Origin of the sequence: Flavobacterium xinjiangense (genome assembly GCF_900142885.1) — a bacterium.
GTDB lineage: Bacteria > Bacteroidota > Bacteroidia > Flavobacteriales > Flavobacteriaceae > Flavobacterium > Flavobacterium xinjiangense.
Genome location: NZ_FRCL01000012.1, coordinates 99,299 through 114,124, shown reverse-complemented (window position 1 = coordinate 114,124; position 14,826 = coordinate 99,299). Strand labels below are relative to the sequence as shown.

General features: G+C 34.3%; 13 protein-coding genes. 2 read left to right on the top strand and 11 right to left on the bottom strand.

Annotated elements, in window-relative coordinates:
* Positions 1-357 precede the first annotated feature (357 nt).
* From rfbB to recR, 7 genes are all read right to left on the bottom strand, one after another.
* Entirely contained in the window at positions 358-1,407 is a 1,050-nt protein-coding gene (rfbB, locus tag BUC23_RS13905) for a dTDP-glucose 4,6-dehydratase (protein WP_073210421.1), read from the bottom strand.
* An 89-nt stretch (positions 1,408-1,496) separates the two neighbouring features.
* Complete coding sequence (locus BUC23_RS13900; protein WP_073210419.1) at positions 1,497-1,961, bottom strand: UpxY family transcription antiterminator; 465 nt, start codon at positions 1,959-1,961, stop codon at positions 1,497-1,499.
* A gap of 92 nt (positions 1,962-2,053) precedes the next feature.
* On the bottom strand, positions 2,054-3,445 hold the full coding sequence (locus tag BUC23_RS13895; RefSeq protein ID WP_073210417.1) for a UDP-glucose 6-dehydrogenase: 1,392 nt from the start codon (positions 3,443-3,445) through the stop codon (positions 2,054-2,056).
* A 29-nt stretch (positions 3,446-3,474) separates the two neighbouring features.
* Entirely contained in the window at positions 3,475-4,458 is a 984-nt protein-coding gene (locus BUC23_RS13890) for an SDR family oxidoreductase (protein WP_073210415.1), read from the bottom strand.
* 24 nt (positions 4,459-4,482) lie between these two features.
* Positions 4,483-6,951, bottom strand: coding sequence for a polysaccharide biosynthesis tyrosine autokinase (locus BUC23_RS13885; RefSeq protein ID WP_073210413.1), 2,469 nt, complete (start codon positions 6,949-6,951; stop codon positions 4,483-4,485).
* A 15-nt stretch (positions 6,952-6,966) separates the two neighbouring features.
* A complete protein-coding gene (locus tag BUC23_RS13880) occupies positions 6,967-7,758 on the bottom strand; it encodes a polysaccharide biosynthesis/export family protein (RefSeq protein ID WP_073210412.1) in 792 nt (263 codons plus the stop codon).
* A gap of 70 nt (positions 7,759-7,828) precedes the next feature.
* Positions 7,829-8,449, bottom strand: coding sequence for a recombination mediator RecR (gene recR, locus BUC23_RS13875; protein ID WP_073210410.1), 621 nt, complete (start codon positions 8,447-8,449; stop codon positions 7,829-7,831).
* A gap of 120 nt (positions 8,450-8,569) precedes the next feature.
* Between recR and BUC23_RS13870 the strand changes: the two genes are divergently transcribed.
* The gene (locus BUC23_RS13870) at positions 8,570-10,078 is read left to right on the top strand and encodes a sodium:solute symporter (protein ID WP_073210407.1); all 1,509 of its coding nucleotides are present in this window, start codon (positions 8,570-8,572) and stop codon (positions 10,076-10,078) included.
* 181 nt (positions 10,079-10,259) lie between these two features.
* Here BUC23_RS13870 and BUC23_RS13865 read toward each other — a convergent pair whose 3' ends face one another.
* On the bottom strand, positions 10,260-10,625 hold the full coding sequence (locus BUC23_RS13865) for a CoA-binding protein (RefSeq protein ID WP_073210433.1): 366 nt from the start codon (positions 10,623-10,625) through the stop codon (positions 10,260-10,262).
* 157 nt (positions 10,626-10,782) lie between these two features.
* Between BUC23_RS13865 and BUC23_RS13860 the strand changes: the two genes are divergently transcribed.
* The gene (locus BUC23_RS13860; protein ID WP_073210405.1) at positions 10,783-11,412 is read left to right on the top strand and encodes a MarC family NAAT transporter; all 630 of its coding nucleotides are present in this window, start codon (positions 10,783-10,785) and stop codon (positions 11,410-11,412) included.
* 62 nt (positions 11,413-11,474) lie between these two features.
* On the opposite strand, the gene ctlX is transcribed toward BUC23_RS13860, so the two are convergent.
* The 3 genes from ctlX to BUC23_RS13845 all read right to left on the bottom strand — a co-directional run bounded on the left by ctlX (position 11,475) and on the right by BUC23_RS13845 (position 14,699).
* Positions 11,475-12,410, bottom strand: coding sequence for a citrulline utilization hydrolase CtlX (gene ctlX, locus BUC23_RS13855; protein WP_073210403.1), 936 nt, complete (start codon positions 12,408-12,410; stop codon positions 11,475-11,477).
* A gap of 27 nt (positions 12,411-12,437) precedes the next feature.
* Positions 12,438-13,352 carry a dimethylarginine dimethylaminohydrolase family protein gene (locus BUC23_RS13850; RefSeq protein WP_073210402.1) on the bottom strand — a complete coding sequence of 305 codons (915 nt, stop codon included), beginning with the start codon at positions 13,350-13,352 and terminating at the stop codon, positions 12,438-12,440.
* A 63-nt stretch (positions 13,353-13,415) separates the two neighbouring features.
* On the bottom strand, positions 13,416-14,699 hold the full coding sequence (locus BUC23_RS13845) for a citrate synthase (RefSeq protein ID WP_073210399.1): 1,284 nt from the start codon (positions 14,697-14,699) through the stop codon (positions 13,416-13,418).
* Positions 14,700-14,826 lie beyond the last annotated feature (127 nt).

Here is a 14,826-nt window from a genome sequence, read left to right as displayed (position 1 = left end):
ACTAGAAAATCACGGTAAGAATTTCAGCGCTGGCAGAAGGGAGTGACCCCCGAGTCGAGTGTGAACACGAGCGGCTGGGGTCGCGATAGAGAAATACGTACGATGATTTTTGGGATAAAAATATTGAGGCTTGATCTTTTGTTTTTTTTGAAATCATCGATTCACCAACTCCAATAAATTATTAACGCGTGAGTAATCAAGACAAGAGAAAAAATTCATGAATACCGATCAAACCAAAAATTAAAACACATAGAAACATAGACTTCTATTTCCAAATTTCTTTGAAAACCAGAAAAACCTATGTTTCTATGTGTTTAAAATAAAATTCTAATTACATCCGGATAAATAACAATAGGACTATTTCAAATACTGTTTTTTATAATAAGTCGCATATTCCCCAGTAGTTACATTATTCAACCAATCTGCATTATTCAAATACCAATTAACCGTAATTTCTAACCCTTGCTCAAAAGTTACTGAAGGCTCCCAACCCAACTGTTTGTTTATTTTATTTGCATCAATAGCATAACGCAAATCATGTCCTGGTCTGTCTTTGACATAGGTGATCAATTTTGCAGATTCACCTACAACTCGTCCCAACTTATCATCCATGATCGAGCACAATAATTGCACTAGGTCAATATTTTTCCATTCATTAAATCCTCCAATATTATAAGTCTCATGATTTATTCCTTCATGGAAAACCAAGTCTATAGCTCTGGCATGATCTACAACAAACAGCCAATCACGGGTATAATTCCCGTCACCATAAACCGGCAAAGCTTTATTAGTAATAATATTGTTAATGAATAACGGAATTAATTTTTCAGGAAAATGATTCGGCCCATAGTTATTAGAACAATTCGTCAGTACATAAGGCAAACCATAAGTTTCACCATAAGCTCGTACAAAATGATCCGAGCTTGCCTTTGAAGCTGAATACGGAGAGTTAGGGTCATATGAAGTAGTCTCCGTAAACAAACCCTCTGCCCCCAAAGAACCATATACCTCATCGGTGCTAATATGGTAGAACCGTTTCCCCTCGGTGTTATTAGCCCAGAGTTTTCTGGCTGCGTTAAGCAAATTAACAGTCCCAATCACGTTCGTTTTCACAAATGCCATAGGATCTTCTATGGATCGGTCAACATGGGATTCAGCAGCAAGATGAATAACGCCGTCAAACTGGTGTTTTTCAAACAAATTAGTGATATAACTTTCATCGGTAATATCCCCTTTTAGAAAAGTATAATTAGGCTCATTTTCAATATCTGCAAGATTTTCTAAATTCCCTGCATAAGTAAGCGCATCCAGGTTATAGATTTGATATTCGCTATATTTTGTAACAAAAAGTCGGACAACATGTGACCCGATAAACCCGGCTCCACCGGTAATTAATATTTTTTTCATCTAAATTTTTATATTTTATTATCAGTTAAAAAATGCAACGATATAAAAACGTACCGTAAATCATTTTTAAACTATCTAAATGTTATCATTTACTTTAACTTCATTTTCAAAACACAGCCTAGTGATTCTAAAACAAGAATATAATGTGTTTTATTAACTTCTTTAACAATTGCTTTCTGTTTAGAAAATGGGCCTGACTCTAGTTCTATAGAATCCCCAACCTGAATCGAAGTTAAGGAAACGTCATATGAATCTGGAGTATGAAGCCACTTCCTTATTACATCAATTTCTTCGTCTTTGACGATTGCTGGTTTTCCTAACCAAAATAAATAACGTACAGCACCTGCAGACTGAAATACTAAATTCCGGTCTGATTCTGCTAACTGCACAAAGACATAAGAATTGAATAAAGGAACCTCTATCTTTTTCTTCCTGTCAGACCATTGACGCACCACCGTTATTAATGGGCAATAGCATTCGATTCCAATTTTCCCTAATTGCTCCGCTACTTTTCTCTCCCATTTAGGTTTTGTATAAACTACATACCAATTCATCTTGCGTTTTGTATTGAAATATTTTATTATTAGCCCCTTTGGATGCCATCACTTTTTAATAATTACATCCAAAAGAATCATATTATTTTCTTTTAAGAACCAATCCCTTGATAAATAAATCCAATGGCTTCTAGCGCCGGACCATTCAAGATGTTTCTTCCATCAAATACAAAAGCAGGTTTTTGCATCGAATCATATATTTTTAGCCAATCATATTGAATAAACTCATCCCATTCCGTAAGTACTGCTATGGCATGTGAATTTGCGCAGGCATCATAAGGACTGTCAAATGACAACACATTCCTTTCATTAGATGAAGGGGTTCTTGTTTCTAAATAATCCAAATCTGCCAATACTTTTTTTCTGGATACTTTAGGATCAAAGACCGCAATTTTAGCATTTTCATTGATTAAATCATCAGCAACATAAATGGCTGCTGATTCTCTGGTGTCATTAGTATCTTTTTTGAAAGCCCAACCCAAAAAGGTGATTTTTTTATCCGCAACGGTATTGTACAGCGTTTGTACAATATTGTTAGAAAACCGTCTTTTTTGATGATCATTCATGATGATTACTTGTTCCCAATAATCGGCTACTTCATTTAATCCATAGGATTTTGCTATATAAACTAAATTAAGAATATCCTTTTGAAAACAGGAACCTCCGAAGCCAACAGATGCTTTCAGGAATTTTGATCCAATTCTACTATCCATCCCGATAGCTTTCGCAACTTCATTTACATCTGCTCCCGTTTTTTCGCAAAGCTCAGACATCGCATTAATCGATGAAATCCTTTGCGCTAAGAAAGCATTAGCAGTCAGCTTTGATAATTCCGAAGACCAAACATTCGTAGTTAATATTTTATCAGCATCCACCCAGTTAGAGTATACATCAACCAATGCCTGAATTGCTTTTTGCCCTTCTGGGGTAGAATCCCCCCCTATTAAAATCCGATCAGGGTTTAACAAATCCTCCACAGCGGTTCCTTCAGCAAGAAACTCAGGATTGGACAGAATTTGAAACTGAACGCCATTCCCTGTATTATCCAAAATACTTTTGATTGCTTCAGCTGTTCTCACCGGAAGAGTTGATTTCTCTACCACTATTTTGTTATCTTTTGCTACTCTGGCAATTTGTCTGGCGCACAATTCAATATATTTTAAATCAGCTGCCATCCCTTTTCCTTTTCCATAGGTTTTGGTAGGCGTATTCACCGAAATAAAAATGATTTGGGCTTCATCGATCGCCTTTTCAACATCAGTGGAGAAAAATAAGTTCCTTCCTCTGGCCTCCGCAACAACTTTATCCAAACCTGGTTCATAAATCGGAATATTATCGATATTCTCATCGTTCCAAGCGGCAATACGCTCTTCATTTAAATCAACAACAGTTACCTTAATTTCAGGACATTTTTGCGCAATAACTGCCATGGTTGGACCTCCAACATATCCGGCACCAATGCAACATATTTTAGTAATTTTCATTTCTTCAATTTTATTCTATTATCCCTCTTTTACCTAAGGTTCTTCCAATACCAATCAACCGCTTCTTTTAATCCTTCCTGCAAAGAGAACTTTGGATCATACCCCAATAATTCTTTCGCTTTGGCTATACTAGCCAAAGAATGAGGAATATCTCCTGCTCTATTAGGTCCATACCCTACTTCAACATTGGCGATTCTTTCGTCATACTTAGCTAAGAATTCCTTCAAATAACCCACTAAGTCATTTAACGTATTCCTATCACCATAAGCGGTGTTATAAACCGTATTAACTGCTTCCACATTCTTTGTTGACATCGCCAATTCATTCATTTGAATAACATTATCAATATAAGTAAAATCACGGGAATAGTTTCCATCACCATTAATTTGAGGGCTCTCCAATTGCATTAATTGCATCACAAATTTTGGAATAACAGCTGCATATGCTCCGTTAGGATCTTGCTTTCGTCCAAAAACATTAAAATAACGCAAACCTATAGTTTCCATTCCGTATGTATTGCTAAAAATCTCTGCATATAACTCGTTTACATATTTTGTAATTGCATACGGAGAAAGTGGTTTTCCAATCACCTCTTCTACTTTTGGCAATCCCACCGAATCCCCATAAGTAGATGAACTTGCAGCATATATAAATCGTTTCACATTAGCATCTCTTGAAGCAACTAGCATGTTCAAAAAACCCGAGACATTAACATCGTTAGTAGTAATCGGATCATTGATGGAACGAGGCACAGATCCCAAAGCTGCCTGATGCAAAACATAATCAACGCCCTTTACAGCATTTTGACAATCGGTAGCATTACGTATATCCCCTTCAATTAAAAGAAAATTTGCATTGTTTATAAAATCTTTAAGATTGTGTCGGTATCCCGTTGCAAAATTATCAAAACAAACCACTTTATGTCCCTTAGATAAAAAATATTCACATAGATTAGAGCCTATAAATCCAGCTCCACCTGTAATTAATACCGTATTTTTAATATCATTTTCCATCTTTTCTTAATTTAAAAAATCCAATTATTTAGAAACTCTTGGACGTACTATTTTAAGTATTCTTTCATAGATAGTTTTTGGTCTGTCCTCCTCATGATATCCATTTGAATACGTCCCGTATCCATAGCCATATCCATAGCCGTACCCATATCCAGCACCATATTTCGCCTTGTTCTCAAACCCATTCAAAATAATACTAGTATTATTTAACTCTCCACGTTTAACCCTATTATTCAGAAGTGTAATCATTTCTTTTTTGGTGAAATTCTGTCTTACTATATATAAGGTTACATCACAATATTGCGCTAATTCTAAAGTGTCAGATACCAGTCCAACCGGCGGAGTATCCAATATAATATAATCGTATTTTTTCTTTAATTCTTCCATTAAATCCTTCATTCTTTCACTCATGATCATCTCTGCCGGATTGGGAGGAACCGGTCCGGAAAGAATAACATCCAGAAAAGGAATTTGTGTAGGAATTATAATTTCGTCAACGGTTTTTTGGTTAATTAGATAATTGACTACCCCTACCTCGTTAGTTAAATTAAATTCAGCAAATAGTTTAGGTTTTCTTAAATCAAGACCAATGACAACTGTCTTTTTCCCGCTAAGTGCAAATACTGTTGCAATATTTAGAGAGCAAAACGTTTTTCCTTCACCACTCACCGAGGATGTAATCATAAGTGTCTTCGCCCCATCTACATGTTGCTGTTTATATAAAAACTGAAGTGAAGAACGAACGGCTCTAAAAGATTCTGACAAAGCAGATTTTGGTTTGTCAAATACTGCAAGATTAGTAGTCTCTTTACTTAGCCCAATAACTCCAATCAAAGGAATTTTTGTTAATTTACTTATATCCTCCGTGTTTTGAATAGAATTATTGATAAAGAAAATTATAAACACAAAAAGCAACGGAAAGAGTATTCCCAGGAATAATGCCAAAACATAATTAACTGATGTTTTTGGACCGATAAGTCCTCCGCCTATATCCTTTGCAGGGTCTATAAAATGAATATCTGATAAATTTGCCGCTTTAACAATATCAGCTTCACTCCTTTTTTGAAGAAAAGTGCTATAAATATTATCACTTAAATCATATTTTCTTTTAATCTTAATCAACTCTTGTTGGTCTTCCGGAAGCTGTTTAATGGTACTTTCCGTTTCGTTAATTTTACTGCTAACCACCGCTAAATCGCCTTGCAAAGAAGCTTTTGCTGTAGAAATATTTTCTAACAATACGTTTTTGACAGCCTCCATTTGGTTGTCAAAATCTTTGAATATCTTATCACTTTTCACCGCATAGGCCATCTCCGATCTTTGTGCAGAAAGGCCAATCAATTTAGAGACATTCATTACAATATTAGGATCATCAATACCCGCCACTGATGGTGCTGGAAGTTTAGAATAATCGACGCTGTTTCTTAAATATGATTTTAAAGAATTGTAATACGCCATTTTACGTGTTACCTCGTCTTTCTTGACATCAAACTCGAGAATCTTATCAGAAAATTTTTCACCCCCTGCTTCTACATCATATATATTTTTGTCTTTTCTAAAGGTTTTCAGCTCATTTCCGGTTTCCTTTAGTTGAGATTCCATAGCAACCAGGGTACTATCAATAAACGCAATAGTATTTGTCGCAAATTGATTTTTACTGTCTAGTTGTCTTTTTATCAGCATTTTTACAGTCGCATTCAAATATTCGACCATTCTTGCCTTATTAGGCCCTTGCATCCCTAAAGTAATTATAGAACCACCCTTGTCATCTGACCGAACATTTATTCCTCGATAACCAGAAACAGTTCCATCAAAATCATTAAACTGCACAAAATATTCATTTCCTTTGTAAAAACCGGGATTGTCTTTTATTTGTAATTTCCAATTCAAAAAAGGCAATGAGACCTGCTCTCCTACCTTGTACCTTTTTACAAAATCACCCTGCTCAACTGCTGTATTACTGTAGGAATTATTAGAATAGGTTATTAAAGAAACGTTTTGACTTGCAAATGGAATTCTGATTTCATAGATATTTTCGCTCAAAAATTTGATACCAATGAGACCTCCAGATAATTGACCTTTTGATTTATCTATATTTACATAAAAAGGAACCGCACCATAGGCATCTTCCAAATTATATTTCCCTTGAACCAGGTAACTAATATAATATTGTAATTTATCAACTACTAATTCATTATGCGATCTCGATTGTAAAGTAGTTGAAATAGTTTGAACCTGGTCTGAAGTACCACCCCAGTTAAAAACTAGACTGGTCGTAGAGGTAAACAGTGGATTTGTTTCTTCTTTTACGGAAATAAGAGTTTCCATCCCGTAAATTTTCTGTTTACGGATATTAACTTGATAAGCAATGGTGAAGGTAATTAAAAGACTGATTAAAAACCATTTCCAATAACTACCGATTTTTATTAAAAAACCCTTAAAGTCAAAACTTACCTGGTCTTCAAAAATTGAAAAATCTTTTATGTCTAACATTTTTTGAAATGTATTTTAATTTTTAAATAGTAAAAAGAAGATTGTTGTTGCCACTGAAAATAATGTAGTGATAGTACTGAAGGATTCTATTCCGGTTTTTCCGGTTCCCCAAGTTTTTTGCTTGAGCGGTTTTATATAAATATAATCATTGGGTTGTAAATAAAAATAAGGAGAATTCATTACATTAATATCTGTAAGATCAATATCATGCATCAGGACTCCCGTAGGTGTTTTTCTCATGATTGTAACCGCTTTTCTATCCCCGGTAATGGTTATATCCCCAGCATTTGCAATCGCTTCCATTACATTTACATGTTCTTGAAATAAAGTTTTAGTTCCCGTACTTCCTATTTCTCCATTGATGGTATAGCGAAATCCTGCTAATTTAACAGTGACAAAAATATTGGCTTCCTTATTGAAATATTCCGCTAATAATTGTTTCTCAATTCTCAATCTTATTTCCTCCAAAGTAAAACCGATCACATTTAGTTCTCCTAATACCGGCACTCTAATATTTCCATGATCATCCACGGTAAAGCCATCAAAATACAATCCCGTTTCTGACTTACCCGTTTCTCCTTGATTCGTCGTACTAAAAATCGCTACTAATTTAGGATCAATTGCCTTAATCGTGATACTCAAAACATCATTCGTTTGCAATCTATACGGTTTTGACTCAACCACCGAAATCGACATTTCATCACTTGAATTATCCTTTTTTTGAAGATAAATTAAATCCTGCGTTGGGATACACGAAGATAATAAAACACTAATACATAGCAATAAATAGACTACTGACTTGCTCATTTCAATCTTTTTAACGACAAATATAGGTTTTCATTTACTATTTAAAAAGAATCGCTATTTTTTAAATGGATTAATTATTTTTAAAGGCCTTTTCAAAAGGAACTCGGTGCAATATACTTCTTCCCAAGGTGACTTCATCAGCGAATTCTAATTCATCTCCTACTGAAATTCCTCGTGCAATTGTTGATATAATTATCTCGCTTTCGCCAATTTGTTTATAGATATAAAAATTGGTTGTATCCCCTTCCATTGTGGAGCTTAAAGCAAAAATTATTTCGTTTACACTTCCTGATTTTACTTTTTCAACAAGCGTAGTTATATTTAACTGACTAGGACCAACACCGTCTATTGGTGAAATTTTACCTCCTAAAACATGATAGATTCCTCTGAATTGACCTGTGTTTTCTATAGCCATCACATCTCGTATATCCTCAACAATACATATGATCTGATGATTTCTGTTTTTGTTAGCGCAAATTTCACAAAGTATACTATCAGAGATATTATGACAGCTTTCACAATACTTGATATCTTCGCGCATAGTCACTATTGCTTGCGCCAAAAAGCCTGTTTGTTCCTTGGGTTGTTTCAATAAATGCAATACTAATCGCAATGCCGTTCGCTTACCGATTCCAGGCAATTGAGACATTTCATTGACTGCTTTTTCAATTAATTTTGAAGAAAATTCCATAGATGCAAATGTAGTAATTTGTTCAATCTGTTTCTCGGTTGAATGGTTAAAAGAATAAAACGGTTAATCCGTTAATCCGTTAGACAAAAAATCGTATTTTGGTCACTTTAAATTCAAAAAATGACCCCAAGCACCATACTTTTACTAGTATCCATTTATTTTGGAATCCTATTCTACATCTCACATGCTGTAAGTAAAAAAGACAGCGGAAATGATGCTTTTTTTAAAGCCAATAAAAATTCAAAATGGTATTTGGTCGCCTTTGGAATGATAGGAACCGCACTTTCCGGCGTGACCTTTATTTCTGTTCCTGGCGAAGTGGGTTCTCCAAACGGTGAACAATTCAAGTATTTTCAGTTCGTATTAGGTAACGCAATTGGATTTATAATTATTGCCAAAGTTTTGCTTCCTTTATACTACCGAATGAATTTGACTTCCATTTATGGTTATATAGAACGTCGATTAGGAACTTATTCTTATAAAACCGCCGCCACGATTTTTTTAATTAGCCGAACAATTGGTTCTTCGTTTAGATTGTATCTGGTAGTTATTGTTTTACAACGTTATGTTTTTGATTATTACGGAATCCCGTTTGCCGTTACGGTATTAATTTCGCTCGCCTTGATATTTGCTTACACCTATCGCGGTGGCTTAAAAACGATAATCATTACGGATACTTTACAAACATTCTTCTTAGTCACTTCGGTTTTCTTGACTATTTTCTTTATTTGCAGAAGCTTGAACCTGAATATTTTTGAAGCTTTTGAGGAAGTGAAAAACAGCAATTATTCTAAAACATTCTTTTTTGAAGATTTTGTCTCAAGCAAGTTTCATTTTGTGAAACAAATTTTGGGCGGAATGTTTGTAACTATTGCAATGGTTGGGCTGGATCAGGATTTAATGCAGAAAAATTTGAGTTGCAAAAATATTGGCGAAGCCCAAAAAAACATGTTCACTTTTACCGCAATATTTGTTCTTATCAATATCTTTTTTCTAAGTGTAGGAGCATTACTTTATATTTATGCCAATAAAAACGGAATTGAAGTCCCGACCGATTTAATAACTGGAAAACCAAGAACGGATTTACTTTTTCCAGAAATTGCATTTCATCATTTGACTTTGATTCCTTCAATAGTTTTCTTGTTAGGTTTAACAGCAGCAACATTTGCTACAACTGATTCCGCATTGACAGCACTTACCACTTCGTTTTGCGTCGATTTTCTTGGCATGGATAAAATCGAAAATCTAAACAAACCAAATATCGTGCGAACCAGACATTTTGTTCACATCGGTTTTTCGTTTCTAATGTTTATTGTTATTGTATTTTTCAATTCTATTAATGACAGTTCTGTAGTAGGAATGATTTTCAGAGTTGCTTCTTACACGTATGGTCCGCTTTTGGGATTATATTGTTTTGGATTATTTGTAAAAACTAAAACCGTCAAAGACAAACTGGTGCCATTCATATGTCTATTATCACCAGCACTGACTTTCTTTATTAGCGAAAATTCAAAAGTGTTATTTTTTGGATATGTTTTCGATAACGAACTAATTATTGTAAACGGGCTAATCACTTTTATTGGATTGTTATTGATTAGTAAACCCGCGGTACAAGAAACTAGGTTTTAAATTATTTTTAAATCTCAAAGTTCTTGTTTCCCTAGCCCTGATAGAAATGGAAATCCTTTGATAAAAAACGGTAATTTTTTCTTATAAAAAAAGAGCGACCGACGGAAGCTCTTGTTTTATAAGAAAAAATACTGTTTTGTTCAAAGATTGAAATGGATAGCAGGAATAGCTTCTAAAAAAACTAATACTGATTTGTGGATAACAAAACCAATGTACAGGCTATTTCAACTTTTATGTCATTTAATTTTAACAACTGATAAAACTCCGGATTCTCAGTCCCTGGATTAAAGATTACACGTTTTGGCTGTGCCTCGACTATATAATTATAATAATCACGCTGACGCGCAGGATTTAAATATAAAGTAACTGTATCAATATTTTTTAATGGAATCGCTTTAGTCTGGATTTTTATTCCTGCCACTTCACCTGCATTTTGACCTATTGCAAGAACGGAATGACCTTTTTCAACCAATTTTTCAATTGCCATAAAAGCATACCTAGCCGGTTTTGTAGAAGCTCCAAGAACCAACGTTTTTTTATTTTTTATCATTTTATATAATTATATTGTGCAAAAGTAATCAAAAAGGTTTAAGCGTTCAGCAATTTTCAGGTTTTGTTGCGACACTTATAAAAACAATAACGTAACATTAAAACGAAGAAGAAATTTAAAAAAAGAGTATTTTTGCGGTCTTAATATTAATAATATGGACCTTTTCATTTATCTTTTCGTGGCTCTTTTTTCAGTTTTAAACCCTATTGGCACCGTTCCAATATTTGTTGGACTCACTCAAGACGACACTAAACAAGAACGTTCTAGAATTTCGTTATGGACGGCGATAAATGTATTTGCCATTCTAATAATCTCTTTTTTTATAGGTCAATATGTTTTGATTTTTTTTGGAATCAGTATTGATGCGCTCCGAATTGCCGGAGGAATAATTATTGTAAGTTCGGGATTTTCATTGCTTTCAGGCAAATTCAATAAAAAAAGAGGGATTAACAAAAAAATAGAAACCGATGCTCAAAAAAGAAATGATATTGCATTGACTCCACTCGCCATACCAATGCTTGCGGGTCCTGGATCTATTTCTTTACTTATTGCATTTTATCAGGAACACAATTCAACAAGTGACATTATTATCTCTTCACTTGCTATTCTTGCCATTGCTGTTGCGATTTTTGTCATTCTTAGAAGCGCACACTATTTAGCAAAAATACTTGGAGCATCCGGAATTGTTGCTATTTCAAGAATCATTGGATTTATTGTAATTGCCATTGGAATTCAATATATAGTCAGTGCAATTATCAATATAATTAAAGGAAATCTAACATAGATAAATAATTTTTATAATCTGACAAGGCTGTGAGCAGTGCCAGATTATAAAAAAGACATCAATTAATTTTTAGGCAAGAAAATTTCTGCCATCATGCATCTGGCACTTCCTCCACCGCAAGCCTCGATAGTATCTAAACTTGAACTCAATATTTCAGCATGTTTTTCTAACTGCGCAATTTGTTTTGGCGTTAAACTTTGATATGCCGATGTACTCATAACCAAATACCTTTTGTCATTTGCGCCACGAACTTCAAGCATATTCCCTGCGAAGTTATTCACTTGCGCTTCGGTAATCAGGACGATCTCTTTCCCATTTTCTTTCAGATTATCCAAAACCATTTTGCGCTCTTTTTTGTCATCAATACAATCGGAGCATATCACGGCAAAGGTTTCACCCAAACACATCATCACATTTGTATGATAAATTAATTTTCGCTCTCCATCAACAGTTTGATATGCTTCAAAAATTACTGGTGCATAATCAAAATCTTCACAGAATTCTATGAATAATTCTTCATCTGCTCGAGGTGACAAAGCACAATAGGCTTTACTGTTAGCTCTGTCCAGAAGCAAGCTTCCAGTTCCTTCCAAGAAAAAACCGTCTTCCTCCGCCGAAGTGTAATCGACAATATTATTAATTACAAAACCTTTGTCCTCCAGCATATCCAAAATCTCCTCCCGTCTTTCCTCGCGACGATTTTCGGCAAACATTGGATATAATGCTACGTCACCATTCTCGTGAAAAGAAATCCAATTGTTTGGAAAAATACTATCTGGCGTATCTGGATTTAAAGTATCATCAACAACTGTTACATCAACACCTACAGCTCTTAGTTTTTCAACAAAAGCATCAAATTCTTGTTGTGCTTTTGCGTTGACTGTTGCCGGTAAAAGTCCGTCTAAAACTTTTTGGTAATAGTTATTTACAGCCGTTTGCTCGTTCATTCGAAACGCTACCGGGCGAATCATCAATATGGAATTTGTTGTTTGTTTCATGATTTTTATATTTTTATTCAGATGAAATTAATCTCTAATTAAAGGCAAAGTAGAACAGCGCAATAATCCTTCTTGCTTTGCAATTTCAGCATATGGAATTTCTTCAACTACAAAACCATTGCCACGCAACCAATTGTTTAATCTGGTAAAGTTTTTTTCTGAAACCACTACATCAGTATCAATAGAAAAGATATTCGAATTCATGTCATACATTTCGTCACGAGTGATGTGAAAGAGATTCTCTTTTCCAAAAAGGTTAACAAGGAATAAGTAATCCGCTTCTTCACGAAATCCACTTTTGTAAATAATTCCTTTATCCTTCCCAACAGGTTGAAAACAACAATCAAGATGCAAGGCATTATCCCTAGCTTCCATTTTGGATTTCACTAGATCAAATTCTTTGACAATTTTATTTGGAAATAAATCTTTAATAAACTGTACTCCTTGAATATTAGTTCTTGCCGTAATATAATCTTTATAGTCACTTCCTTTATAGGTTCCGATAAAGATATGATTATTCCACAAAATCACATCTCCGCCTTCTATATGGACCTCCTCAGGTGGACGAACGACTTTTTTAGGATCAATCTGGTCAATTATGTATTGGATAGCATCTAATTCTCGTTCTCTTTCTGGTAAAATATTTGATTTTATAAAAATATCATCAATAACAAATCCAATATCTCTAGTGAATATTTGATTATAATTCTCAATCATTTCTGGTCGAAAGACAGTTACATTGTATTTCTTAAGCACTTTATTAAACGCTTCCATTTCATTAATCATATCTTCTTCAAGCGGATAAGTTCCCGCCAAAATATGCTCTAATGATTTTGGATCATAAGCCTCCACTGCTTTAGGTGTTGGGCCATTATGTAATGCAGTCCCCAGAACTACAGCCCGTAGTCTTGAAGTTTCATTCTTTATATTTAACTCAAGCATTTTTTTTCATTTTGACAAATATAAAAAAAGCTTCACAAATTAGTGAAGCTTTTTAAATTGAATTTATCTTTTATCAGATGTTTTGAAATCTCTCAAAGGATGACCTGTGTAAATCTGTCTTGGTCTTCCAATAGGCTCTTTGTTTTCACGCATTTCTTTCCATTGTGCGATCCAACCAGGCAAACGACCTATTGCAAACATTACGGTAAACATGTCAGTAGGAATACCTAATGCTCTGTATATAATTCCCGAATAAAAATCTACGTTTGGATATAATTTTCTTGAAACAAAATACTCATCAACAAGTGCTGACTCCTCTAATTTTTTTGCAATAGCAAGAATTGGATCATCAACACCTAAAGTAGCTAAAACTTCGTCTGCTGCCTTTTTAATGATTTTTGCTCTTGGATCGAAATTTTTATAAACTCTATGACCAAAACCCATTAATCGGAAAGGATCATTTTTATCTTTAGCTTTATCTAAATATTTATCAGCATCTCCACCTGTTCTGTGAATTTCTTCTAACATTTCAAGTACTGCTTGATTTGCTCCTCCATGTAAAGGTCCCCAAAGGGCAGAAACTCCCGCAGAAATTGAAGCGAATAAACCTGCATGAGAAGAACCTACCATTCTAACTGTCGAAGTAGAACAGTTTTGCTCGTGATCAGCATGAAGAATGAATAATTTATCCAAAGCGTCAATTACAACTTGATTTGCTTTATAAGGTTCAGTTGGCAATTCAAACATTAAACGCATAAAATTCTCAACATACCCTTTAGTATTATCATAATAATTCAAAGGATAACCCATCGTTTTTCTATATGTCCAAGTAGCAATCACTAGGAATTTACCCATAGTCTTACAAACCGCTTCGTACATTTCTTTTTCATTTTCAACATTTACCGACTTTGGGTTAAATGCTGTCAATGCACTTGTCAAAGCAGCTAAAACACCCATAGGATGCGCCGTTTTAGGAAAACCATCAATGATGTTCTTCATTTCCTCGTTAACCAAAGTGTATTTTCTAATATTTGTTTCAAAATGCTCCAATTGCGCTGCAGTTGGCAATTCTCCAAAAATAACTAAATAGGATACTTCAAGAAAGTGCCCTTTTCCGGCTAAATCTTCAATTGAATACCCTCTGTAACGAAGGATTCCAAGTTCACCATCTAGGAAAGTGATTTCGCTGGTGCATGAACCTGAATTTTTATAACCCGGATCAAGAGTTATTACTCCTGATAAATCACGTAATTTACTAATATCAATAGCAACTTCATTCTCACTTCCTTTGATAATAGGCAGTTCAAATTTCTCACTATCGATCTCTAATATTGCTGTTTTCGACATAATATAATTGAAATAAACTTTTTAAATAATAATTTACCAAATCTAGGGAATTTAAGACTAATTAAAAAGAGAATAATACAATGAATATGTTAAATATTAAAAAAGCCATTCAATTTACTTGAATGGC